This is a genomic window from Pseudomaricurvus alcaniphilus, from assembly GCF_011440395.1.
GTDB lineage: Bacteria > Pseudomonadota > Gammaproteobacteria > Pseudomonadales > Cellvibrionaceae > Pseudomaricurvus > Pseudomaricurvus alcaniphilus.
The window spans coordinates 86,389-112,127 of sequence record NZ_JAAOIX010000007.1; the positions used below are offsets into that span (position 1 = coordinate 86,389).

16 protein-coding genes are annotated in these 25,739 nt (G+C 60.9%); 5 read left to right on the forward strand and 11 right to left on the reverse strand.

Features of this window, described 5'->3' with window-relative positions; genetic code table 11:
• Positions 1-62 precede the first annotated feature (62 nt).
• Positions 63-887: a molybdate ABC transporter substrate-binding protein gene (gene modA / locus G8764_RS14220; protein WP_341806397.1), complete on the reverse strand. Its 825-nt coding sequence runs from the start codon at positions 885-887 to the stop codon at positions 63-65.
• A 444-nt stretch (positions 888-1,331) separates the two neighbouring features.
• On the opposite strand from modA, the gene cfa reads away from it, so the two are divergent.
• Genes cfa through thpR form a run of 3 tightly spaced genes read left to right on the forward strand, consistent with a single transcriptional unit; the run spans position 1,332 to position 4,782 of the window.
• Positions 1,332-2,513 (forward strand): cyclopropane fatty acyl phospholipid synthase, encoded by a 1,182-nt coding sequence (gene cfa / locus G8764_RS14225; protein ID WP_166165328.1) that lies wholly within the window; start codon positions 1,332-1,334, stop codon positions 2,511-2,513.
• Positions 2,514-2,542: 29 nt separating this feature from the next.
• Entirely contained in the window at positions 2,543-4,195 is a 1,653-nt protein-coding gene (locus G8764_RS14230; RefSeq protein WP_166165329.1) for an acyl-CoA dehydrogenase family protein, read from the forward strand.
• On the forward strand, positions 4,186-4,782 hold the full coding sequence (gene thpR, locus G8764_RS14235; RefSeq protein WP_166165330.1) for an RNA 2',3'-cyclic phosphodiesterase: 597 nt from the start codon (positions 4,186-4,188) through the stop codon (positions 4,780-4,782). The genes G8764_RS14230 and thpR overlap by 10 nt, the downstream gene beginning before the upstream one ends.
• 261 nt (positions 4,783-5,043) lie before the next feature.
• On the opposite strand, the gene G8764_RS14240 is transcribed toward thpR, so the two are convergent.
• The 3 genes from G8764_RS14240 to G8764_RS14250 form a co-directional block, all read right to left on the reverse strand.
• A complete protein-coding gene (locus G8764_RS14240) occupies positions 5,044-7,269 on the reverse strand; it encodes a patatin-like phospholipase family protein (RefSeq protein ID WP_166165331.1) in 2,226 nt (741 codons plus the stop codon).
• A 257-nt stretch (positions 7,270-7,526) separates the two neighbouring features.
• A complete protein-coding gene (locus G8764_RS14245; RefSeq protein WP_166165332.1) occupies positions 7,527-10,226 on the reverse strand; it encodes a TonB-dependent receptor plug domain-containing protein in 2,700 nt (899 codons plus the stop codon).
• Between the two features lie 277 nt (positions 10,227-10,503).
• Complete coding sequence (locus tag G8764_RS14250) at positions 10,504-11,322, reverse strand: alpha/beta fold hydrolase (protein WP_166165333.1); 819 nt, start codon at positions 11,320-11,322, stop codon at positions 10,504-10,506.
• Positions 11,323-11,582: 260 nt separating this feature from the next.
• Between G8764_RS14250 and G8764_RS14255 the strand changes: the two genes are divergently transcribed.
• On the forward strand, positions 11,583-13,970 hold the full coding sequence (locus G8764_RS14255) for a fatty acid cis/trans isomerase (protein WP_166165334.1): 2,388 nt from the start codon (positions 11,583-11,585) through the stop codon (positions 13,968-13,970).
• 169 nt (positions 13,971-14,139) lie between these two features.
• On the opposite strand, the gene G8764_RS14260 is transcribed toward G8764_RS14255, so the two are convergent.
• From G8764_RS14260 to G8764_RS14275, 4 genes are all read right to left on the reverse strand, one after another.
• Complete coding sequence (locus G8764_RS14260; protein ID WP_166165335.1) at positions 14,140-14,901, reverse strand: SDR family oxidoreductase; 762 nt, start codon at positions 14,899-14,901, stop codon at positions 14,140-14,142.
• 106 nt (positions 14,902-15,007) lie between these two features.
• Complete coding sequence (locus G8764_RS14265) at positions 15,008-15,916, reverse strand: alpha/beta fold hydrolase (protein WP_341806398.1); 909 nt, start codon at positions 15,914-15,916, stop codon at positions 15,008-15,010.
• A 12-nt stretch (positions 15,917-15,928) separates the two neighbouring features.
• Positions 15,929-17,491 (reverse strand): class I adenylate-forming enzyme family protein, encoded by a 1,563-nt coding sequence (locus tag G8764_RS14270; protein ID WP_166165337.1) that lies wholly within the window; start codon positions 17,489-17,491, stop codon positions 15,929-15,931.
• Positions 17,492-17,742: 251 nt separating this feature from the next.
• A complete protein-coding gene (locus G8764_RS14275) occupies positions 17,743-19,191 on the reverse strand; it encodes a sodium:solute symporter family transporter (protein WP_243748816.1) in 1,449 nt (482 codons plus the stop codon).
• Between the two features lie 160 nt (positions 19,192-19,351).
• Here G8764_RS14275 and G8764_RS14280 point away from each other — a divergent pair, with 160 nt between their 5' ends.
• Positions 19,352-19,996, forward strand: a complete 645-nt coding sequence (locus tag G8764_RS14280; protein ID WP_166165338.1) for a TetR/AcrR family transcriptional regulator — start codon at positions 19,352-19,354, stop codon at positions 19,994-19,996.
• 141 nt (positions 19,997-20,137) lie between these two features.
• Here the strand turns inward: G8764_RS14280 and G8764_RS14285 are convergent, their stop codons facing one another.
• The 3 genes from G8764_RS14285 to G8764_RS14295 form a co-directional block, all read right to left on the reverse strand.
• Positions 20,138-22,978 carry an Hsp70 family protein gene (locus G8764_RS14285; protein ID WP_166165339.1) on the reverse strand — a complete coding sequence of 947 codons (2,841 nt, stop codon included), beginning with the start codon at positions 22,976-22,978 and terminating at the stop codon, positions 20,138-20,140.
• A 176-nt stretch (positions 22,979-23,154) separates the two neighbouring features.
• Positions 23,155-25,098, reverse strand: coding sequence for an Hsp70 family protein (locus G8764_RS14290; protein ID WP_207951897.1), 1,944 nt, complete (start codon positions 25,096-25,098; stop codon positions 23,155-23,157).
• Positions 25,095-25,691 carry a DUF2760 domain-containing protein gene (locus tag G8764_RS14295; protein ID WP_166165340.1) on the reverse strand — a complete coding sequence of 199 codons (597 nt, stop codon included), beginning with the start codon at positions 25,689-25,691 and terminating at the stop codon, positions 25,095-25,097. Before G8764_RS14295 ends, G8764_RS14290 begins: the two co-directional genes overlap by 4 nt.
• Positions 25,692-25,739 lie beyond the last annotated feature (48 nt).

The following is a 25,739-nucleotide window of genomic DNA, read 5'->3' on the forward strand; positions in this document are numbered from 1 at the left end:
CTGTAGCACTCGAGCAGACCGGCCTGCAATTATTGCAGCTCACCAGCACTGTCATCGCAGCATCAAAATTCTTCCTCAATGGGATCGCACCGGGCAGAGTCCGCCTCCCTGCCACGGCATTCCCGCTCCAGGTCGTAACCGTGGTTGCGGATAATGGCCCGGGCTTGCTCGCCTTGCAGATACTGCAGAAAGGCGCTGGCTGCGGCATTGCTCGAGCCCCGCGTTAGTAACACCGCGTCCTGGCGGATGGGGGCGTGGAGTGTTTCCGGCACTACCCAGTGCGAACCGCGCTCACTGCCCTGTACCTGTGACCGGGCGACCAAGCCGAGGCGGGCGTTACCGCTGTCGACAAACTGCCAGGTCTGGGCAATATTTTCCCCCTGCACCAGCTGACCGCGCAGGCTCTCATAGACCCCCAGCGCCTGCATTGCCTGCTGGGCCGCGAGCCCGTAGGGCGCGATTTTGGGGTTGGCGATGGCCAGCTTGCCCACTGCCGCGGCATTGCGCAGGATGCTGGCTTGCGCATCCACCAGCGCCGGGTCCGGACTGAACAGTACCAACCTGCCCCTGGCGTAGGTGAAGCGCGAGCCCGCCAGCGCCAGCCCCTGCTGTTCGAGCAGCAGGGGCCGCTGCTGGTCGGCGGCAAGCAAGACCTCGAAAGGAGCACCGTGGACGATTTGCGCGTACAGCTTGCCCGTGGAGCCGGCACTCAACACCAGTTTATGACCGCTGCTGTGCTCAAATGCCGCGGCAAGCTCCCGCGCGGCGGGCAGGAAATTGGCGGCCACCGCGACCAGGGCCTCCGCCGCCAACACGCGGTTACTGCCGCACAATAACAGCAGACAGAGCGGCACGGGTAGCAGCAGCCGTGCGCCAACCGCGAGCACTCTCGCAAGCACTGTCGCAAGTATTCTCGCAAGCACTGTCCCGTGCACGGTCTCATCTACCCTCACAGGCACACCTGCACACGCCTTTTCAACCACCACTGTGACCAGCGCCTTTTGCCGGTGCGTCCATCGACCGCAGGCCAATAGCAACATCTCCTGACTCCTCTGTATTTTCCGCTGTTCCGGTGGCCAACGAACGGCTTCTGCCCGGCCCGCAACGGTTGAACTATGGCCACCAAAACCTATCTATATAGCAACAACCTGCCACTGCGTGACCCCCTGGCTATTACTCTTGACTAGTTTCTCTGGCGCACATTTTGCACATTAACAGCCGGCCTGAATAGCGGCCGCAACCTGAAATGGAGAACCCGCCGGCTTTAAAGGGAGCCTGGCGAACCCGGGTTGCAGGAGGGGGCGCATTGACTGCAGGAGGGGATAGCTAAAATGCAAAATGCCGACGACTTTTACGATTTTTCTCCGCGCCCCCCCAATGCCTGCCCGCCGCCACCGGTACTGCGCGATCTCGCCGCACAAGCCGGCATCCGCTTTAACGGCGCCGCACTCTGGGACATCCAGGTGCACGACCCTCGTGTCTATCGCCGCATCCTGACCCATGGCTCACTGGGCTTCGGCGAAGCCTATATGGATGGTCTCTGGGATTGCCCTGCACTCGACCAGCTGTTTACCCGGCTGCTGGCCGCGAATGTCGACACTCGCCTGCCCGGCCTGGCCAGGTTGCGGCTGCTGCTGGAAGTATTGCGCCAGCAACTGTTCAACTTGCAGAACCTGCACCGCGCCTTCCAGGTCGGCGAGGAGCACTACGACCTCGGCAACGATATATTTGAGGCTATGCTCGACCCCAGCATGACCTATTCCTGCGGCTATTGGGCCCGGGCCGACGACTTGCACCAGGCGCAACAACACAAGCTGGATATGATCTGTCGCAAACTGGAGCTGCAGCCCGGCGAGAGCCTGCTGGATATCGGCTGTGGCTGGGGCGGCATGGCACACCACGCCGCGCGCCACTACGGTGTCGATGTGGTGGGCATTACCGTCTCCCGGGAGCAGCAAGCACTGGCCCGGGAACGCTGCCGCGGGCTGCCGGTCAGGATTGAACTCAGCGATTATCGCGAACTGCAAGGTCAGTTCGACAAAATTGTCTCGGTGGGCATGTTTGAACACGTCGGCGAGAAAAACTATGGGCACTATTTCGACAGTGTCCAGCGCCTGCTCAAAGCCGACGGCCTGTTTCTGCTGCACACCATCGGCAGCTACAAGACCCTGCGCTACGCCGACCCCTGGATCGACAAGTATATTTTCCCCAACGGCAAGATTCCCTCGGCTGAATCCCTGTGCAGAGAGCTCGACAATCGATTCCTGATCGAGGATTGGCACAACTTTGGCCAGGATTACGATCGCACCCTGATGGCCTGGTGGCACAAATTCGACGCCGCCTGGGATGATCTGAAAAACAATTTACGCAGCCACTACCCCGAGCGTTTCTACCGCATGTGGAAATACTATCTGCTGAGTTGCGCCGGTTTTTTCCGCTCGCGCCAGGGCCAGTTGTGGCAGCTGGTGCTGAGCAAGCGCAGCCGCACCCAGGTCTACCGCTCTGTGCGCTGACTGACTGTTCAAAGCTGAGGAGCAACCCCATGACCGCCACAGATAATAACAGCGGTGCCACCCACGAGGTCTTCAACCAAACCCCGGAGCTGCGGGAATACAACCCCTTGCAGCGCGATCACGCCTTGCAGGTGGCGATACGCCTGGGCGGCGCCCAGTGGGCCACAGACCAGCTGCACGAATACAGCCTGTTGGTGGGCAGCAGCCTGCAGGCCGCCGGTGCGCTCGCCAACGACAACCTACCGATTCTGCACAGCCATGACCGCTGTGGAAACCGCATTGAGGAAGTGCGCTTTCACCCCGCCTATCACCAACTGATGGCGGCAGCGGTGAGCAGTGGCTGGCCCACCCTGCCCTGGCAACAGCCCCAGGCCGGTGCCCACAGCGCCCGGGCCGCCATGGAGTACCTGCACCACCAGGCCGACTCGGGCAGCGGTTGCCCATTGACCATGACCTTCGCCGCGCTGCCGGTTATCCGTGCCAACCCCGCCCTGGCCGCCCAGTGGGAGCCGGGCCTGCTGAGCCGCCAGTACGACCCGCGCAACTTGCCCTACCAGCAGAAATCCGGTTTGACCATCGGTATGGGCATGACCGAAAAACAGGGCGGCACCGATGTCCGCGCCAATACCACCCGCGCCACCCCGGCCGGCACCTCCGACCTCGCCCCTGCCTACCTGTTGACCGGCCACAAATGGTTTATGTCAGCCCCCATGTGCGACGCTTTCCTGGTGCTGGCGCAGACCGAGGCCGGGCTCGGCTGTTTTTTGCTGCCCCGCTGGCGCCCGGACGGCAGCCTCAACCAGCTCTATTTCCAGCGCCTCAAGAACAAGCTGGGCAACCGCTCCAACGCCTCCACCGAAGTGGAGTTTCGCGGCGCTTTTGCCTGGCTGCTGGGGGACGAAGGCCGCGGCATCAACACCATTATGGAGATGGTGGCGCTGACCCGCTTCGACTGCATGGTCGGCTCAGCCGCCCTGATGCGCCAGGCCCTGGTACAGGCCATGCACCACTGCCGCCACCGCCAGGTCGGCGGCAAAATTCTGCTGCAACAGCCACTGATGCAAAACGTCCTCACCGACCTCGCCATCGACAGTGAAGCGGCCCTGCACCTGTCCATGCGGGTAGCCCGGGCGCTGGACCAAAGCGATGGCGACCCGGTCCAGCGGGCCTTCCTGCGCCTCGCCACCGCCATCGGCAAGTACTGGCTGTGCAAGCGGGCACCGGGCTTTATTTACGAGGCGATGGAGTGCCTGGGAGGCAATGGCTACGTGGAGGACGGTATCCTGCCGCGGCTCTACCGCGAGGCGCCGGTCAACGCCATCTGGGAGGGCAGTGGCAACGTCCAATGCCTGGATGTGTTGCGCACCATGCAGCGCGAACCCGCCAGCCTGGCAGCCCTGAGCGCCGACATTGACAGTGCGGGTGGCATGGACCCGCATTTTGACCAATACTGGCACCACTTGCAGCGGCAATTAGCCCACAGCGAAACGGACGAATTCCTGGCCAGGATACGGGTTGAACAACTGGCGCTTGCCCTGCAGGCGAGCCTGCTGCTGCGCCACGGCCACCAGGCCAGCGCCGAGGTGTTTTGTCGCAACCGCCTGGGTGAGCGTCACTACGCCTATGGCACCCTCAGCAGCGTCGGCCAGCGGCAAAAAATTCTGGATTACGCATGGACCTGAGCCGCGATCACGACTCCGCCACTGCCTCGCTGCAGCAGCGGCTGTTTACCGCCATCCCCCTGCCGCAAACCGTGCAACAGCAGTTGTTGCCCCTGGCGCCGTCACCACAGCGCAAAGTCCGACCGGTTGGTGCCGCCCAAATGCACCTGACCCTGAGTTTTATCGGCCAGGCCCGGGTCGACGAAGTCGATCAGTTGCTGCGCGCGGCGCTACGCCAGTGCCAACTGCCACAGCCCTTCGAACTGCAGGCCAACAGGCTGGGCAAATTCGGCTCCAATCGCCGCGGCACGCTGCTGTGGGCAGGTTTGGCGGAACAGCCGGCCCTGCTGCAACTGCAGGCGCAACTGGCCACTGCCCTGCAGCCGTGCCTCAAGTCGGAACGGCGCCCCTACCGCCCGCACATCACCCTGGCCCGCTGCAAACCCCATGTGGCTGCAGCGGTGCTGGAAAACTTCCTGCAGCAGCCGGTACCGACTGACCTTCGTTTCACCGCTGACAGTTTCGGCCTCTATTCCAGCGTTACCGCCAGCGGCGGTTCGATCTATCACTGCGAGCACAGTTACCCGCTGGGCCAGCCATTGTGCTGAGGGCCATTTAGTGCGGTGCGCGCTGGCTTTAATGCTCCCCCGAGTGCTCCCCCGCTGCGCCTGCCACCGACGCGCAGGGCGCAGTACCCAGCTGGCCTAGGAGCCTGTCGGACTTAGGGTTGCCCTGCTGCGAAAAAGCCGAGTTTGGCCATTTTTTAACCATTTTCTCGTTAAATAGAACCACTATTCGCCTCAAAAATGGTTAAAAACTGACTCAAATCGGACTTTCTCTCGCTACGGGCACCTAAGTCCGACAGGCTCCTAGAAGTTTTGCCCCAGGGTGATATACCAGCTGCTCTGCCGGTTGTCCGACCAACCGTAGGCAATCAGGGCCGTGCCGAGCACGGTATCGGCCCCCCAGAAGACACTGGCAGAGCCGATCCAGCCCCAGGGGTCCAGCATCAGCGGGTCATCTATGCGGCCCAAATTCAGCGCCGCGCCGGTGTACAGACCCTGCCCCAATTGCGACGGCAAGGTCGAGTAGCGACGGTAGTAGCTCAGCGACGCCAGGTTGTAACGGCTGCCGGTGAACTGGTCGATAAAGTGGCCCGCCAGGCGCTGGGGGCCACCCAGCTTGAAGCGGTTGTAGACCGGCAAGGGCTCTTCGGTGCCGAGGTTTTCGCCCCACTCCAGCTTTGCCGCCAGGGTGTGGCGACCATAGCTTTTGGCCCCGTGGAGGAGCAGCTGGGTGCGAATAAACTCGTTCTCGGATTGCCACTTGCGGCTGGCCGCCTTGATCTCCAGCCTGCCCAGCAGGCCGCGGCTGGGGAAGGCGTAACTGTCCAGCTGGTCGTAGATGCTGCTGAACTTGAGGCCGGCCTGGTAGAGTTCCTCTTCATCCACCTGCTCGGTAAAAAAGCCAAAATCCGGCTCACTCTCCATATATTCCATAAATGGGCCAAAACGCATTTCCCCCAACAAGCCCTTGGCGCCGACCGTAAACTCCAGATCCAGCCCTTTGATCAGGACTTCGCCGATGCGACTTTGCCCGGCATAGAGCTGCACCGGATAGCGCCGCAACGCACCGGCGAGTGACAAAAAGGCACCGTCGCCGATTTGCAGCGGCTGGATAAATTCCCCGCCCAGAACGCTCTCATAACCCAGTTGCAGATCACCGCGCCACTCGCCACCGAGGGAGTTCACCCAGGTGCGCCGGTAGCTGGCGGCCAGGTTCAAATGGGTGGGGCTGCTGAAATCCGTCGCCGCACCCAGGCCAAACTTCAGGTAACCCGGCCCCCAGGGCTTGCGGCTGGCATCAATCAGTACCGTCGCCACCTCGCCGTCAGGTACCACCGAGTAATCGATGTAGGAATAGTCGCCGCGCCCATAGGCGCTGATGATATTGTCGTGCAGTTGTTTAAGGTCAAACTGCTCGTCCAGGCCGGTGTGGATATCACGCATTATGACTCGACTCACCATCCGGTCATCGGTATTGGCCGCAATCGAAGTAATCCGCAAGGGGGCTGCCTTTTTCACCTCCCGCGCGGCCAGCCAATGGCGGTGCTGCTCCGGCGCCAGCGCCAGTTGCTCCAGTGCCGCCCGGCTGGCCATGGCGGCCTCATAACCGCGCTCAATTATTTCAAATTGGCCGGCAAAGGCGGCGACATGGAACTCTTCCAGGTCCGGTTCCAGTAGCACATCGTCGTCCGACAGCTCGGCGATTGAGCGATTGATATTTTGAATGGTCAACAGGGTGATGGCCTGGCGTGCCACCGCCAGCGAGCCGCGGATCTGCTCGCGGGTCTTGGCGGGGGTGGCAATATTCACCGCGATAACCACATCACCGCAGAGCTCTCTGCCCACATCCACCGGCAGGTTGCGCACCAGACCGCCGTCGATATAGACCCGGCCATCAATTTCCACCGGTTCGACAATGGCCGGCAGGGACATGCTGGCGCGCATCACCCGGGACAAGCTGCCGCTCTCAAACACCTGCATAGCGCCGGATTCCAGATCCGTAGCCACCGCCCGATAGGGGGTCGGCAAACGGTCGAAATCCAGCTTTACCTGGGCCTGACCAATGCCAATGGCCTGCTTGATAAACAGTTCGAATTTGTATCCAGAGGCGGCACCGCTGGGCATCTCTACTTTGCGCTTCTTGTAGCCGACGGCAAAATCGAACAGTGGCCGGTAGTCGTCTTTTTTCAGCAATTGGGGCCGCTGTTCACGCGGCGGCCGATCATCAAACAGCCGCGAAATATCGGTCTCGGCCAATACCGTTTCCATCTGCACAGGCGCCATGCCGGCGGCATAAATACCGCCGACCATGGCCCCCATACTGGTGCCCACCACGCAGTCCACCGGTACCCGCAATTCTTCCAGCGCCTTGAGGACGCCGATATGGGCCAGCCCCAGGGCGCCACCGCCGGACAGGACCAGGGCAACTCTGGGACGCTCAGCGGGATGGGTTGCTGCGCTCAATGCGGAACAGGAGGCGAACAGGAGAAGGCCGCTGAACAGAACAGCTCGAATGATAACTGGCGTCATGTTGGATCTGGATGCGACCTGCTGCGGGTCTCGGTTGGTGGTCTCGGAGGGCCACAATAGCACGGCCGCAGCAGTGATCCCACCAGCGCCGGGGAGGAACCGCTAATTGCGGTAAAGAAACGCTAACTGCTGCACAGCGGAGGTACCACTACAAAGCAGCCACCGCACAGGAACGGCGGCGCCTTGACGATCAGGGTGCTGCACAACAGCGGCCGCGGATGGCGTAGCGGTAACGCTGCGCCAAGGCGACCTGCGAGTTAAAAGCTGTAGCTGACGCCAGCTGAGTAGTAAGCGCCGTTAAAGCCAAACGGGGCGGAGCGGCGGGAGTAGCGAAACACCGTGTCGCTGGCCATATCGCGGGCGCCGGGAACGGATTCAAACAGCCCGCCTCGCCCACCCGCTACATTTACATTGGTGGCTTCATCGGGAGTGACATCAAATATATTATTGCCTGCCAGAAACACGCTCAGGCCGTCAGTAAACTGCCAGGCTAAGCGCAGATCAGTGAGAATCTCGGCGCCGTACGTCTGCGAACGCAAATCTGGATCTGAATGATCGTCCAACACGGTGTATTTACCGTAGCGATTGAGTGCCATATTGACTGTCAGGCGGTCGAGGATATAGACAGCACTGAAACTGATGCGATCCTGGGGCTGCCACTCTTCGACGATGGAGATGTCCTGCGCGCTGAACACCACTTCCGGATTGACCCCGGACAGGGCGCCAGCAGTGGGAACAAATATATCGGTCACGTTGGTGTTGGTAAAATTGGCCGCCAGGGTCACATCCACATACCCCGCGCCGAGCTCAATACCCGAGTAAGTGGTGACAATATCGACACCGCGGGTTTCAGTATTTCCACCGTTGAGAAAGAACTGGGCCCTGCCCACCGCCGCCGATGCCAGCGCCGAGGCCAGCGGCCCGGTAACCGGACTGACCGGATCATCAATGGCTTCGAGCTGGTCGCTGATGCCGATGCGATCATCGATATCGATGCTGTAGCCGTCTACGGTCAGGGTCCAGGCGTCGGTAATATTCCAGATAAAGCCCAGGCTCAGGTTGTCAGACTCTTCTTCCTTCAGCGGTGGTACGCCAAGCGCTTGCACCGCCGGGCTGTCATTGCGGAACGTACCCACGGTCACCGCACCAGTGCTGCGAATCTGAGTGCTGATGTTGTTGAAGTACAACTGCTGCATGGAGGGTGCGCGGAAACCCGTACTGGCTGCGCCGCGGATGCGGAAGCTGTCGGTTACGGCGTAGGTAGTGGCGAGTTTGAAGTTGACGGTATCGCCAAAGCCGTCGTAGTCGTCGTAGCGAGCCGCCGCCGCCACCAGCCAATCGTCCGTGATTTGATATTCACCGTCGACGTAAAACGAGATCACATCCCGGGATTCATCCACTTCCGACTCCGGCGCCAGGCCATTAAAACCCTGGATGCCGCCGCCGGCATTCTGCGGGTAGAGTGGAGTGCCGTTTACGGTGTCGTAATCAAAATAGGAGTACTGGTCGCCGGCGTTCACCATATAGGTGTCGGTACGCAACTGGACACCAAACGCCAGCGCCAAATCGCCATAAATCTGGGTGACGTCGAGATCGATGGTCTCCAGCTCCAACTCCAGACCGTAGGCGTAGGCGTCGCGAATCATGCCGGCGCGGACATCGGCGTCGCTTAAGCCCTGGCCAAAGCGCAAAAAGTTGGCATAGGAATAGTTGCCGCTGTTTTCGGTGGTGTAGTCGATGGTGTTTTTACCGTGGGTGTAGGACACATCCACGGTGGTGTCATTGCCAAATTCAGCGCGATAACCGATATTGGTGGAAAAATCCTTGATGTCCGACTGGATAATAGGCAAGAAGCCATCCGGGTCTACCGGGTTGCTGCCATCGCTCAAGGCCGCGCCACTGCCAGCCGGGTTGCGATAAAAGGCGCCGGACTGATTGTCGCGCTTGGAGTAGGTAATAAAACCGTACAATTCGCCCTCGCCCAAAGCGACGCCTGCGTTCAATATCAGGGCCACCTGTTGTGAATCTGCGTCACCAATGCGGAAACCGTCGCGCCCGGGGCCGTTGACTTCGCGGTCTTCATTGCCCGGGGCTGGCTCAAAAAAGCCGTTATTGTCAGTATCCACACAACCGCCGTAGAGACAGCCACCCTGGGGGTCGGCGCGGTTGGTGCGGCCGCGGTCGCGAAAATTAACCGTGGCATTGAGGTAGCCATCATTACCCAGGGCGAAGCCCTTGTTGAGATCGAGATTAAAGGTTTCGCCATCGCTCTCGCTGTACTCGCCGTAGGAGGCGGAGACACTGCCCTCCTCAGCATCGTCCTTGAGAATGATATTGATCACCCCGGCGATGGCGTCAGAGCCGTACTGGGCAGCGGCACCATCGCGCAGCACTTCCACCCGCTTGATTGAGGCTCCGGGAATGGCATTCATATCGGTGCCGGCCGTACCCCGGCCCACCGAGGTATTAATGTGAATCAGCGACGCCTGGTGGCGGCGCTTGCCGTTGATCAGCACCAGGGTCTGGTCGGGGCCGAGCCCCCGCAGTGTGGCGGGGCGCAGGGCATCGGTGCCGTCGCTGATGGAGGAGCTGGAAAAGTTAAAGGAGGGGGCTGTTTGCTGCAGCATGCGCCCCAACTCGGTCTGCCCGGTCTGCTTGAGGGCATCCGCAGTCAACACATCCACCGGCACCGGCACCTCCTCAGCGCTGCGACCTTTCGAGCGGGTACCTATGGTGACCACTTCCTCGATGATTTCATCTTGCGCTGCCGCATTGGCGGCACTGCCCGTTGCCGCGGCAATTGCCAGTGCCAGCGGCAAAATAGCGCTGACCAGATGCCTGCTGAATGACCGCAGTTGCCAGTCTGTCGCTTGCCTGGAGATTGCTTGTCTGATGGTTGTTGGTTCAAAGAATGCTGCCCATTGCGGGCGAGACTGTGACGCTGATGCCTTCGACATGGTGTACTCTCCGGTCAAGCTGTTAGTGACTTGGTTATTATTGGCGCGCTTTATCTTGTTGTTATGTCGAACCCGTTATTGCATTGCTGGAGATAAATTAATAGCTGGACGCTTTCCCTCGGCCACATTCGTGGCCAACTATGCTAACTATAGCGGATTTAGACAGCGCCTATTCTTCCAATTATTAATATTAAAATTCACTGACATAGCTAATCGAAACTAAAAACCACGGTGTCGCTTGCCAAGGAACACTCAACCCGGAAGCCTGTGACAACGATTACAATTGTTGCAGGAAATTGATCACCGCATCATGAAAGGCATTGTTTTCATCACCGGCCACCATATGGCCCGCGCCTTCAACTTGAACATACTGGGCGTGAGGCATCAGCTCGCGAAAGTGCTCGACTCCCTCATCGTCGACGACATCACTCTTGCTGCCGCGCACCAGCAAGGTCGGCGCCTCGATTTTTTTAGCGCGTTCCACCAGCTGCTCGAACATATCATCGGGCCGCTTCATTTGTAAAAAAGCCGGGTCCCAGTGCCAGTAGTAACGACCGTTATCGCGCAGGCGCAGGTTTTTTTGCAGCCCGTCGAGATTTTTCGGGCGCTCGCGGTGAGGAATATAGGCGGCGATAGCATCGGCGGCCTCCTCCAGATTGCCAAAGCCGTCAGGAGCACTGCGCATAAAGGCCTGGATTCCGGCGGCTCCTTCCGTATTGATCTTCGGCACTACGTCCACCAGTACCAGCGCGCGTACCAGCTCGGGATGAAGGCCGGCCAGGTACATTGCGGACAAACCGCCGTAGGACGCCCCCACCAGAATAGCAGGCCGATCCAGGTGACTGACAATGCAGGCAATATCTGCCGCCGATGTCGCAATCGAGTACTGGCCAGATGCCACCCAGTCGCTGTCCCCGTGACCACGCAAGTCTGCAGAGATAGCGAAATAACCGTCGTCGGCCAGCATGCTCGCGGAGTCCCGCCAGGCATGGCGGGTCTGGCCACCACCGTGCAGCAACAACACCGGCTGGCAAGAAGAGTGGCCGACGATATCGGCGGTCAGGATATTATTTTCCGCACCTTTGAATTTGAACATTTAGGGTCCCGTAGCAGACGAGTGAATTGATCCTGAACACGCCACAATATTACAAGCCGTTAACAGCGTTACTTGTCGCCCCATTGGCAGCAGGAATGATTGATCTGGCTGAGGAAGTAGACACCATTGGAAGCCAGCCATTTACGGCAAACTTTTCCACCGGCCACTGAGTATATATGGTACAACTGGGGTGCCACCGTCCGTTTACAATTTTTAACCCGCGCCCTTAAGCACAACCCATTAAGCACAGACCAGCAACTATGCCGAAGTACCCTTTTGTTTCAGCTTCTGTAAAAATCCCCTCCCTCTTGCTGCTGTTTATTACGGTCGCCGCTTGCGCCACACTCGGCGCCCAGGAGCTCAACGAACACTATGGCAAAGCGCAGGTGCAGGCGCGCCTGCACAAGGCTGACAGTGCCGCCGGTGAATTTTTTTTCGATCAGGTGAAGCCCATCCTCGACAGCCGCTGCATCAGCTGCCATGCCTGCTATGATGCCCCCTGCCAGTTAAAGCTGAATTCCAGCGCCGGTATCGATCGCGGTATCACCGATGTACCGGTATACAGCGGCAAGCGCCTTATAGCCGCCCAGCCCACCCGCCTGTTTACCGACCAGCAAACCACAGAGCAGTGGCGCGCCCAAGGCTTTTACCCGGTATTGAACGAGCGCCAGCAAACCCCCGAGGCCAACAGAAGCGCCAGCCTGCTCTATCAGGTATTGCAGCTAAAACAGCAACACCCGCTGCCACAGCGAGCTGTTCTAAACCCCGCCAAATTCGATTTCTCACTCAAGCGCGAAAACCACTGCCCGGCAGTGGAGAACTTTGCCGATTACGCCAGCGATAACCCCATGGCCGGTATGCCCTACGGACTGCCAGGCTTAAGCGCCGAAGAAATGCAGACTATGACACGCTGGATCGAAGACGGCGCTCCGCTGGGCGATCTGCCGCCACTGTCTGCCGGGCACCAGCAGCAGATCGACAACTGGGAGGCGTTCCTCAATCAGGATTCCGCCAAAGCGCAACTGGTGGCACGCTATATTTACGAGCACCTGTTCCTCGCCAACCTCTATTTTAACGACCTGGCCGACACCCCGGACAGCAGGGTGTATTTCAAACTGGTGCGCTCCGCCACGCCCCCCGGCCAGCCCATTGAGGTGATCGCCACCCGCCGCCCCGGCGATAACCCCGGGGTCAAGCAGCCCTACTACCGCCTCCAGCGTCACAGCGCCACTATCGTCACCAAGACCCACCTGCCCTATGCCCTCGGCAAGGAGCGCATGACCTGGCTGCAACAACTGTTCTTTGAACCGGACTACAGCGTTGCCCGGCTGCCGGGTTACGAGCCGGAAAACCTCAATCCGTTCAAGACCTTCCGCGATATTCCAGCCGCCTCCCGCTACCGCTTCCTGCTGGAGGAGTCCCACTACTTTATCGCCGGCTTTATCAAGGGGCCGGTGTGTCGCGGCCCGGTGGCCGTGGACGTGATCAACGATCACTTCTGGGTATTTTTTGTCAACCCCGACGCCACGGTCCTGCCCATGCTGGACGGTTTTCTGGAACAGCAAACCAAAAACCTGCGCCTGCCGGGCATAGAGGGCAGCAACGCCGGTGTGCTGTCCTACTGGACCACTTACTCCAAGCTGCACCGCCAGTACCTGCTGGCCAAGGCCGACGGCCTGAAACAGGTGTTCAAGGACAACCCCATCGACCTGGACCTGATATGGGATGGCGACAGCCACAACCCCAACGCCGCCCTGACCGTGTTTCGCAACTACGATGATGCAGCCGTGGTGAAAGGCCTGGTGGGCAACGCCCCCAAAACCGCCTGGGTGATCGACTACCCGTTGCTGGAGCGCATTCACTATTTGCTGACCGCCGACTTCGATGTCTACGGCAATGTCGGGCACCAACTCAACACACGCCTGTACATGGATTTTCTGCGCATCGAGGGGGAGTACAATTTTCTCAAGTTGTTGCCGCCCAAAGAGCGCGTCAGACTGCGGGATTTCTGGTATCGGGATGCCAGCTCGCGCCTGCACGACCAGTTGTACAGCTACAAAATAGACGAGATTGGCAAACCCGATATTCCCTACTCCAGCGCTAACCCCAAGGAGGAATTGTACAAGTGGCTCCGTTATCGGCTGCGCGCCGTGCTGGACCAAAACTATACCCTGGACAACCCGGCGGTAACCGAGCCCCAGCGCAAGGCGCTGCAGCGCCTGCAGGAGGTACAAGGCACCCCGGCCAGTTTGCTGTCGGAATCGACCATCCTGCTGGTGGAGGGCGACAATGGTGCCGACAAACTCTATACCGTGCTCGCCAACCGCGCCCACCTCAATATCACCAGCTTGCTGTTCGAACAGGACAACCGCCTGCCCCAGGAAGATTCCATCGCGGTCACCTACGGCATATCTGTGGATTATCCCAACACTTTTCTGCGAGTGCGGGAGCAGCAGCTGCCGGAGCTGGTTGCGGCGATTGCCGAGCTGCAAACGGAAAAGGATTATCGCCGCCTGCTCGACCGGTTTGGCGTGCGCCGCAGCAATCCGGATTTCTGGCAGCACAGCGATCGGGTGCAAGCCCTGTATCGCCGGCAGCAGCCGTACCTGGCGGGCTGGATGGATTACAATCGCCTGGAAAACCGCTGAGAGTGCAGCGCCGGCAACAAACTTCGCTGGCTGTATTTCAGTGGTAGTGGGAGTTGTAGCGGGAATTGTGGCGGGTAGGTAGTGTTGAAGGCAGGAAACAGGTGCAGGCGAGAAAACCTGCACCGGGATGATACGCGCTGTGGCAAGTCCCTATACCACAGGCTAACAACTAGATGCGCAAGGCGCCATCGACGGCAATCACCCGGCCGCTGAGATAATCGTTGCAGAGGATAAACTCTACGGTCTTGGCGATCTCATCGGGCATACCCAGCCGACCCAGGGGAATCATCTTTTCCACTTTTTGCAGTGCTTCCGGCTTCATGTCCTGCAGCATGCCCGTATCGGTAAAGCCCGGCGCAATCGCCGCGGCACGGATTTTATAGCGCGCCAGTTCTTTTGCCCAGGTCACTGCCAATGCCTCTACGCCGGCCTTGGCGGCCGAGTAATTGCTCTGCCCCATATTGCCGGCGGCGCTGATGCTGGAAATATTGATAATGCAGCCCGGCTGCCCGGTTTCAATCATCAGTGCCGCGGCTTCCCGGCCACACAGAAACGTGCCTGCCAGGTTGACGTTTACCACGGCCTGGAATGTCGCCATGGACATCTTGTTGACTTGCTTTCCGTCCCGGTACTTGACCAGGTTGCCGTCCCGAATAATTCCGGCGCTGTTTAACAGGCCGTTGAGCTGGCCGAAGTCAGTGCCAATTTTCTTGAAGGTCGCCTCGACCGAATCCTCATTGCTGATATCCACCGCGTAACCCACGGTTTCAATATCGGCCTCGCGCAGCTGCGCTTCCGCTGCCGCCAGTGCGTCTCCACCCAGGTCCAGCAATGCAATTTTAGCGCCCGCCTGGCCGAGTCTCCTGGCTGTCGCCATACCCAATCCGCCTGCGCCCCCGGTTATGGCAATTACCGCTCTGTTTAGCTCCATCAGTATCGTACCTCTACTTGTGGTGTCGTCACTCTTCGTGTCGTCGTTGGTTGGTAGTTTAATAGGCCGGTTTTGCTCCGACTCGCTTTGTTATTCCGCTTGCTTTTTATTCCAGCTCGCTGCTGGAAAGCTCATTTAAAAAGATCTGCAGGGCCGCAATTGCCTGGGGCTCATCCAGCATCGGCGCGTGTCCCACCCGCGGCACCTCCAGGTACTGCATGTCCGGCACCAGGCTCTGCATTTTGGCTACAGTCGCCGCCGTCAAAATGTCCGATAACTCGCCTCGCACCAGCAGCAGAGGCTGTGCCGCCAGCTGTGCGAACAGTGGCCAGAGATCCGGCGGCACAGCGCTGCCGGCATCGCTGGCGATAGGTCGGGCAATGGCGGCATCGTACAGACGCAGCAACTTGCCACTACTATCCAGGCCAAACGTTCGCCGGGCAAACCGCATCCAGTCTGCGTCAGTATAGTCCGGAAACGCCGCCCCATTGAGGCGCCGGGCCTCGGCCGCCGCCGCCTCCCAACTTTTTACCGCTCGATCCTTGCCGACATAGCTCTTGATACGCTCGAGCCCGGCCGGGTTCACTTCCGGGCCGATGTCGTTTAATACCACTGCCTTGAAAAAACCCGGCTTGAGAGCGTTCAGTATCATAGCCATCAAACCGCCCATGGAGGTGCCAATCAACACCACCTGCTCCAGTTGCAGTTGTTCGATCAGGCCCAACATATCGGCGGCATACTGCGCCGGCTGGTAGTGGCTGCTGTCGGGGTCATAGGCGGAGCGACCGCGACCACGCTGGTCTGGCACCACCAGCCGGTAATCCCGCCGCAGCGCCTCGCACAGGCCTTCGAAATCTGCCGAGTTGCGGGTCAAACCGTGCATGCAGAGCAGGGTGACCCGGCTCTGCGCCTGCCGCTCGTTTGCCCGGCGCCCAATTACTGGCGAATAATCCCGCGCGTAGAGGCGCAAACCATCGGCGCTCACGTACCAGACATCGCGGTAGTGCTTGTTCACATTACATCCCATCTAGCTGTATTGTCGCTCGGCATACTGTTTACGCAGTTCCCGCTTGAGGACCTTGCCATTGGGGTTGCGCGGCAACGCGTCCACCACAATCACATCCGCCAGGCGCTGCTGCTTGCCCACCCGCTGGTTGCACCAGGCCTTGATCAGGTCCGGCTTCTCCTCGACGCCCGCTTCCAGCACCACCAGCGCAATGGGGGTCTCGCCCCAGCGCTGGCTGCCGGCGGCAATGACCGCCACATCATTGACCGCGCTGTGCTCAATCAACACCGCCTCTATATCCTGCGGGTAGATGTTCTGGCCACCGGATAAAATCATGTCTTTCTTGCGATCGACAATATACAGGTAACCCTGTTCATCGAGGCGACCGATATCCCCCGAGCGCAGCCAGGCTCGGCCCAATTCATCCCGCCAGCAGGCCTCTTCGTTGGCCTCGGGGCGATTGTAGTAACCGGGCATACTGATGCGGCCACGGGCGGCAATTTCGCCCGCCTGCCCCGCCGGCAGCGGCCGGTCATCGGCCCCCAATATGACAATATCGGTGCCCAGCAGCGGTTTGCCCACCGAGGCCCAGCGACCCTCGGCTTCTTCCGGGTCAAGGGTGGTGATGATGCCCTCGGTGAGGCCGTACAACTCAATGATTCCGCCGTTGAAACGCTGGTAAATCTCCTGCTTCAGGGATTCGTGCAGGGGCGAGCCGCAGCACATCATCGCTTGCATGGACGAGACATCGGCATCGGGCCGCTGGCGCAGGCGCTCCGCCAACCGCTGGTACTGAATTGGCACCATGGCAGTGTGGGTGATCCTGTCCCGCTCCACACTGGCAATAAAATGATCGGCGTCAAAACTCTCGTGCACAAACAGGGTACCGCCGGCGAGCAGGGTAGTGAGCATCGCCACCCAGGAGATATTGGAGTAGAGACCAATGGTCAACAGGGTCCTGGCGGCACTGTGATAACGCAGGGCGATACCCAGGTCGTAAGCCCAGTCGCGCCGGCCCCGATGGGTGTGGGCTATGCCCTTGGGCAGCCCCGTAGTACCGGAGCTGTAAATGATATTGAGCAGATCGTCCGGCTCGATAGTGACCGCCGGCGTCGCCGCCGAACTGGAGCCGAGAAAGTCGCGCCAGCCGATAAAGTCCTGGTTGCCGGTGCCGGTCGTGACCAGCAGTTTCACTTTTTCCGGCAATGACGCGCGCAGGGCCTCAATCCGGGCCTCCTGAGGCGGGGTCACAACAATCGCGCTGGCGCCTGAATCCTCGATCATGCCGGCAATGGCGGCGTCGCTGACCGACAGGTTGATCGGTACACTCACCGCCCCCGCCGCCATGATCCCGAACATGGCCTGCACCATCTCAATGCCGTTGTTCATCAGCACTACCACGTGGTCGCGCTGGCCCACGCCGTGCCGGTCGAGGGCATTGGCAACCCGGTTCAGGGAGTCACTGAAGTCACGCCAGCTGAGCCACTGCCCGGCGCACACCAGCGCCGGCTTGTCACCCTTCCACTTGCCGTGCAGCGCCAGGATCTCCGGCAGCAAGGGCGCCGGGGAAGCAAATACAGTCATTGCTGTTGTCTCCTCAATGGCCCGCAGGCCGCTTGTGCCAGCCCGCTCACAAATGCGACTCAACTGCGGCGGTAACAGTGCCCGGCGGGTCGCAAAATACGCTGGTATTATCCTCCCGCCCCAGAAAAGAAGGGCAACCGCCAGAGCCACAGCCCGCGGATGACACACCCTCGACTATCAGGTTCTTGCCCACGCCTTCAACGCTTGTTGAGCGCACACTATTCAACAGACGTTGAATAGTCAAGGTTTTTTTACTCCAGCTCAACCACTCGGGGCGAGCGCTGCGGCCACAGCAGACCGGCAACGCCCAGCACCAGCGCCGCGGCAATCGCCAGAGTGGCCGAAACCGCCGGGTTGGCGACCCCCATAAACAGGTTCAGGCACAAATGCCCGAACAGTCCCACCGCGGCGCAGCAGAACATCAGCTGCGGGCTCAGCGGGCGCTGCACAAACACCCCAAAGAGGATGGGCACCACCGACGCCGCCGCCAGGGCATAGACCCCTTTCTGGGCAAACAGCCCCACCAGTTGCGGTGGATTCCAGGCCAACAGCGCGGCGATACAACCGACACCCACCAACACCACCCTGGACAAGTGCAGACCACCGGCACTGCCCGTCTTGCCGCTCAGGGGCAGGTAAATATCGTTCACCACCATCGACGACAGCGACACCAGAATCCCGTCCAGGGTGCTCATGCCAGCCGCCAGCAGGGTCACAAAAATAAACGCCAGCAGCAACTGCCCCGCCTCGCTATTGCCGTATTCAAACAGCAAATAATTCACCACCACCGCGTCCTGGACCGGACTCTCCACCCCCGCCAAACGAGCGTAAAAACCCAGCAACAGCATCTGCGAAAAGACAAACCCCACCAGGGTGGCGGTAACGATAAAGCGGGTGGTGTCCGCCTCACTCTTCAGGTACAGGGTTTTGGTGAGTATGTGAGGCTGCAGCATCAGTGCAAAGGTCACCACGAAGCCGCTGACAAACACCGACAGGTAGGTGCCGTAGAGCTCGGAGTCCGGATTGACCAGGGCCGCGTAATTCGCCCCGACACTGCGCAGGCTCTGCAGCACATCTCCGTCGAAGTGGTACCAGCCATCGAACGCCAGGAAGGCAGCTATGGCCAGCATCATTATGCCCTGCAGGGTGTTGGTGTAGGCGTGGGCGTAGGTGCCACCCATCAGCACATAACTGAACACGAACAGCAACACCAGCACCAGCGCCAGCTCCCGCGACAGGGGAAACATATTGCTCACCAGCAGGCTGCAACCCACCAGAATCAGCACCACAAAGGCGATGGACAACAAGTTGATAAAGGCAAAGAACAGGCTCAGGCCGCGGTGCTGGTAGCGGTGGTAGATCCAGTCGGGAATGGTGATGGCGCCACTGCGGGCGCCAATGCGGGCAAAGCCCCGGGTGAGGGTAATAAACGCCACCAGGATACCGGCCGAGGCCGCCACCCCGAAGTGCAAATAGGCGGCGACGCCGTGGGTGTAGACAAAGCCCGGATTGATCACAAAGGTAGCGGTGGAGGCGATGGATGCCGCCAGGGTCACCCCCACCAAATAGGGGCTCATATCCTTGTTGCCGATAGAGAAGCCTTTTAAATCGGCGGTTTTACGCATGCCGATATAGGACAGCCACAGGGTTGCCAGGGCGTAGAAGGCCACCAGCAGGTATTTGAACAGGGTTGCAGTCATGATCGTTCTTATTGGTAGTCAGCGGGACCCCAGTTAAATTCAACAGCTGTTGAAAATCAAGTAAATTGTTTCGCCCCAACCTCATTCAGCCCTTGCGCCGCCCCGGATTTCACGCCAAACTTCCGAATAACCTATTGATAAGAAAGTAGTTTCTGAAGCCATGCCAGACAGCGAACAGAGTCCATCAAAAAAAGAACGAATACTCGATGCCGCCGAAGAATTGTTCGCTTTGCACGGCTATGACGGCGTTACCCTGCGCCAGATTGCCCAGCAGGCGGAAGTGGACGTGGCCCTGGCCAGTTACCATTTCGGCAAGAAAAGAGACGTGTTTGAGGCGACATTCCTGCGCCGCGCCCAGATCATCAACGACTTGCGGCTGAAATCCCTGCAGCAAATGCAGGCGACGCAGGGCGACAGCCTCAGCGTCGAGGACATAGTGACCGCCTTCCTCAAGCCGATCCAGGCCCTGCAGATGAACGCCAACCCCGGCTGGCAAAATTACTGCGCACTGGTGGCCTATATCAACAGCAGTGCGGTGTGGGGCAAGGAGTTGATGCACCGCAACTTCGACCCGCTGGTCAACCGCTATATGACGGCGTTGCGCCAGGCGCTGCCCAACGCCACGCCGGAAAAGCTGCACTGGTGTTATCACTACCTGTCCGGCGCCTTGACCCTGACCATGGCCAATACCGGCCGTATCGACCGCCTCTCGGAGGGCCGCTGTCACTCAGATGATTTCCAGACCGCCTACGACCTGATGATCCCCTTCGTCACCCAGGGCATGCTGGCGGTGTGCGGGGATTAGTGGAAGGGGATTAGTGGGAAGGGAATTAACGATAGGGTGGTTAACAGGCGTCGTTGCCTGGTTGTTACATGGCACTATCGGTCTTTGCGGGCTATCTTGGTAGAGTAAGTTTGCAATCGAGGCCGGTCAAAGCGCTCACAACTAAACATCCAACAAACGCAACCCGCTGGGCAGCGACTCACCGAAGACCCGCTTCGCCTCTTTTTCGCTCAACTCCTGCACCTCGGTCATCATCGCCACCCAGGATTCCGGCGCCTTGATGTCGCGCAGATGGGCGACCATCCTGGCCTGCACCGCGGCATCGATATCGCGACTGCGATCGCCGCACACCCGGCCCAGCATCACCGCCGCAAATGGAATGCTGTTGCTGCGCCGCCAGTTGTGGGCGAGCAGTATTTCCAGCCACTCTTCCACCACTGCCGCCGGCACCACCTTGTGGACGCTGCCGTGAAACGGCTGGCGCGAGCCGATACGGCCCAGCGCCCACCAGGAGGTTTCCGTTTCCGAGGCTTTTTCCAGGCGCCGCAACAACCAATCGCCGATACGGTTCTTGGTTGCGACGCTCAACTGCTCCAGCGCACCGCTTAAGCGCACCATATCCTCATAGGATTGCAGCTTGGCCTGGGCCTGCAACTTGCGGCTGTTGTTGCTGGCCGGGTCGATAAACTTCTCGAGGTCGGCAAAAATCCGCTGCTGTTGCTCCGCGCCGAGACCGCCGGCGACGCGCCGCCAAAAGGTCCACCAGTCAATCCAGCTCTGGGTCTCACGGGGGTAGTGCAAGCCGTCCTGGTACAGCCCCCAGACCTGTTCCATGCGCCAACCGTCGGCGGGGTCGCCAAAGCCGGGACGCAGGGCAAAGCCGGCCAGGTTGAGCCAGACCCGCTCGTGAACCTGGCTGCGCTTGCGCTGCGGGGCACCGGCCAGCAATTGATCAAACATGGCGCGCAGCAAATTGATATCCCAGCTGTCGCGCTTGCCGAGCATTTTTTCCAGGTCGGCGCGCAGGGATTTCACCAGTTTCGGGTCGACCTTGCGCTTGCTGGTACCAAAGAACAGGTCAATTTTTTCCTTTGCCGCCGGCCAGTTTGACGGCAGCGCACCAGTGTCCGTCGCTGGCAGCTCTCCGTCCTGGTTCTGGCGCACCTGGAATTCCACGTGCCAGCGGCGCCCCGCAAACGGAGGCTCCAGCGCCAGGCAATCGAGCTGCAGGGTGCCGACCTCGGTCAGCTGTGCCAGCAGGTTTACTTTAGCGCTGTTATTGGCACTGCTGTCGCCGGCGGCGAGCGCCGCCACCAGCGGCGGCAACAGGCTAAAGCTGTCGTCCACCGTCACCAGTTCGCCGGCTTTATAGGTATGATCCTGATGGGTGGCATACACCAGAAAGCGCACCGGCTGGTCCAGGGTCAACAGGAACTGACGTCCCTCCAGCAACACCTCCTGGCTCTCCTCGCTGCCCCGCGGCAGCAGACAGATCGCCCGGGCCGGCTCGTCCTCTGGCTGTTCCAGCGCCAGGAAATAGGAGCGCGCCGAGCCGCCGCCAATTTTCGGCTGGGCCCCGTGCCGCGCCATGCTGTAAACCACTGCGCCGCAAGCCACCGCCAGGTCCGGGCGGGTATTGTCGAGGCAGGTGAGGCGGTCGTCCTGGCGCCAGCCGCGCAGCAGGTCTTGCACCCGCTGCTGCAGTTGCGGGCTGTTGAACACCCCGCCGTTGAGCAACAGGCCATCGGGCATTGCCAGCGTCGAGGACTCGGGATCGAGACCCAGAGCCTGGCAACAGGCCGTGCGATGGGCCTGGACAAAGGCGGCCAGGTGCTTGCTGATGGCCGGCTCGCTGGCATAGGGCAAACCAAACTCGACCACCGCACTGCGCTTGCGCGTCGGCAACTGCTCCGGCCCGGTCAGGGGCAAAAAGCCATCGAGGGCGATGTGTTCGATATCGGCCCGGGTGAGCTGGCATTTTTTGGCCCCGCCGATGAGGCGCGAGCCGCTGCCCAACAGGGTCACCGTCGCCGTTTCCAACGGCTCTGCGGCCAGCAAGCGCTCCTTGGCGCTGCGGGTCTGCTGGATCAACTGCGACAGCTGGGCGGCGCTCAGCTTCTTGCCCAGCTGCAGGCGTTCTTCGACAATGTGGGCGAGGGCCAAATCAATGTTGTCGCCACCCAGCATCAGGTGGTCACCCACCCCGACCCGGGTCAGCTGCAGCGGCTGATCCGGGCTGGCGGCAACATGGATCAAACTCAGGTCGGTGGTGCCCCCGCCCACGTCGCAGACCAGCAACAGCTTGCTGTCCCCAAGCTGCGCCGCGGTGGAGTGGCCCTGGCCGGCAAACCAGTCGTAACAAACCGCCTGCGGCTCCTCCAGCAAACTGATGTGCGGCAGTCCGGCGAGGCGAGCCGCCTCTACCGTCAACACCCGGGCCACCTCATCAAACGAGGCCGGCACCGTGATCACGATCTCCTGTTGTTGCAGCGGCGCCTCGGGGTGGGCGTGATTCCAGGCCGCACGGATATAAGCCAGATAGCTGGCACTGGCCAGCAGCGGTGACACCTTGGCCACCCCCTCGGCCGCCGCCCAGGGCAGAATCGGCGCGCGCCGATCCACCTGGGCGTTGGACAGCCAGCTCTTGGCGCTGACCACCTGGCGACCATCCACCTTGGCGCCCAACTCCCGCGCCCACTCGCCAATGACCACCCCTTCCACCTCGCCGGGCAGTTGCGCAGCCTGGCGGTCCCAGGGCAACTGGCAGTCACTGGCGGCCAGTTCGCCGGCCAGCGGGTGATAGCGAAAGCAGGGTAACAACGGTCGCCTGGCCACCTCACCGGGCGCCACCAACTGCTCGACTTCAAACAACTGTATGGCGCTCGCGTCCAACCCTTGCCGACGGTCGGCAAAGGCCACCACCGTGTGGGTGGTGCCGAGATCGATGCCCACCAAATACTGTGCACTAATTGCTGACGCGGGTTGCTGCTCCGGTTTCACCATATTGACGATATCAACTTCAATGTTTTCTCACTGTGACAAAGCTTGCTCTTGAGACCGGAAGCACACGACAAGTACATCTGGCAACTGCACCGTGCCGGCACCGGGGTGCACCCACCCAGCGCTATTCAATGGCGCTGGGCCTGAGGCCCGGGTCGAGCAGTGCAGTGCCTTTGGGGTTACTCTGCCGTGCTGGCGGCGCCGGTGTTGCGCACATCCAGCTCCACCTTCCAGGTGCGCGCCTCAGCGCCGCCGTCGACGGCCACCGCCTCCAGTGCCAGGGTGCCCACTTCGGTAACCCGGGCCACCAGCCGCACCATGACCACCTCGCCGGCGCGGGGCTCCTCGGCCGGCAGGGTCACCTGGATTTCCGGCAACTCCACCAGCTCGTCGTCCGACCAGCTCTCCAGTCGCGCCCCCACCGCATCCTGGCGCCGGGTGCTGGAACTGAAGAAGCGGAAGTGTACCGGCTCGCCCACTACCAGGCCAAACTCACCGCTTTCCGGCGCTGCCTCGGTGCCCTCTTCCATACCAAACGGAGCGATACAGAGGGCTTCCAGCGGCGGCTCCATACCGGGCACCGCCGGCATGGAGCTTTCAATACCCACATAGTAGGCGTGGGCCAGGCCGCCGCGGATGCGCACCCCCTTGCCCTGGCGCACATGGCCAAAATAGCTGGCGCCGCGGGCCACCGCCAGGTCCAGGTCGATGCCGCTGAGCAGTTTCGCCGGCGCGGCGTCGGCCTCGGTCAACCAGTGATTGATTACCGCCTGCAACCGCTCTACCACCCGCGGCGCTTTCAGCACGCCGCCGTTGAGCAGGATCGCCGTAGGCTTGATAAAGCTGTGCGCGGCAGCGCCAGCCAGTGGGTCGGCCGCCGCGAGCGGGTCAAAGTCCTCCGCGCCGGCGTCGCTGTTGGCGCCCTGCTGGCGGCTGAGGAATGCCGCCAGGTGGCGGGTTACGGCCGGGTCCTGGGCGTAAGGCAGGCCCCGCTGGGTCAGGGCGCTGCGGCGAGTCTGGCGCGGCAGCTCGTCCACCGCCACCGAGGCAAAAAAGCCTTCCACCAGGGTTTCACTCACTTCCTGCCGGGTCAACTCGGCGCGCAGGGTGCCACCCAACAGCTTCGACCCCCGGCTCGGCACCACAATGGGCACGGCCTCGGTGTCATTGTCCGACAGCAGGGCTTCCTTGGCGTCGCGACAGGCCTGGGTAATGGCCTGAATCTGCCAACCGGCCAGCTCCTTGCCCTCCGCCGCCAGCTTGGCCTTGACCCGATAAGCCAGCGCCAGGTCCATATTGTCGCCTCCGAGCAGGATGTGCTCGCCCACCGCGATCCGATTCAACACCAGGCTGCCGTCTTCTTCGGCCACCGCCACCAGCGACAAATCCGTAGTGCCGCCGCCGATGTCCACCACCAGGATAACGTCGCCGACCGCCACCTGGGAACGCCACTCTTCGCCGTTGCTCTGTACCCAGCTGTACACCGCCGCCATGGGCTCTTCCAGCAGGTTGAGGTTTTCGATGCCGGCCATGCCCGCTGCTTCAGCGGTCAATTCCCGCGCCACCGGATCAAACGAGGCCGGAATAGTGACGGTAATGGCCTGGCTGGCAAAGGGGTGTTCCGGCTGCGCCTGGTTCCAGGCGTCGCGCAGATGGCACAGGTACTGGTAGGTCGCCTGCAGCGGCGACGTCTTGCTCACCTCTTCCGGGCTGCCGATGGGCAAAAACGCGGCGTGGCGATCGACGCCGCCGTGGCAGAGCCAGCTCTTGGCGCTGGCCACCAGTCGCATGGGGGTTTTCTGGCCGAGCTGGCGGGCGATGGTGCCGACAATGGCCGCCGGCTGATTGGTCCAGGGCAAGACCAGGTCGCCCTCGTTCAACTCCGCCTCGTGGGCGATGTACTGAAAGGAGGGCAACTGCGGCAGGTCTTCCACCGAGCCCGGCGCCACCAGTTGCGGTATGGGCAGGATGTGCACCGCCGGCGCCTCACCGGGCAGCAGGTCGGGCTGCTGTAAATCCACGTAGGACAGCACCGAATTGGTGGTGCCGAGGTCGATGCCTATGGCGTAACGGGGCCCCTCGACAGGGCTACTGCCCTCTGTTGCAGTCATAATGTCGCTCATAGCTCCACCTCCGCCGGGGCAATGATGGCGGTGTTATGGCCGTCGGCGATGCGCGGCAATTTCACCGCCTGCGCCTCCCAGCCGCGATGAATCAGGGTGCCGGTAAACGGCGCCTGGCCGACTACATTGCCGGTCAGGCGCACGGTGGCCGGGTCAAAACCCGCGGCGACGGTGATGGTGCTCTCTTCGCTCTCGCCGCGCAGCGGCGCAATGGTGAAATAGTCGTGCAGGACTTTTTTGCTGCCCTCGTGCACGACCCGGGCCACGGCGCCGATCTCGGCATCGGCAAAACCGGCCAGGTCCTCGTGAATAAAGTCCACAAAGCGCGCCTCGTGCTGCAGCAGTGCCAGCAGCTGCAAGGCGGAATCGGGTTTGGCGGTCTGCAGCGGGGCCGGGGCCGGTGCTGCTGCCGGGGCGACAGGTGCCGGCTTGGGCGCCTGTTCAGCCGCTGCGGCAGCGCTGGACAAAACTTGCATTTTCGCCCGCGCCACGAGCCACAAGACGGCGAAAATCACAACCAGTCCCGCCAGCAGGAAGTGCAGCAGATCTACTACCAGCGGTGACTGGGAAAAAGTATTAAAATCGAGTTCCATGGTATATCCATTCAATTGGGTCAATTAATTCGATGGCTTGAATTTTGG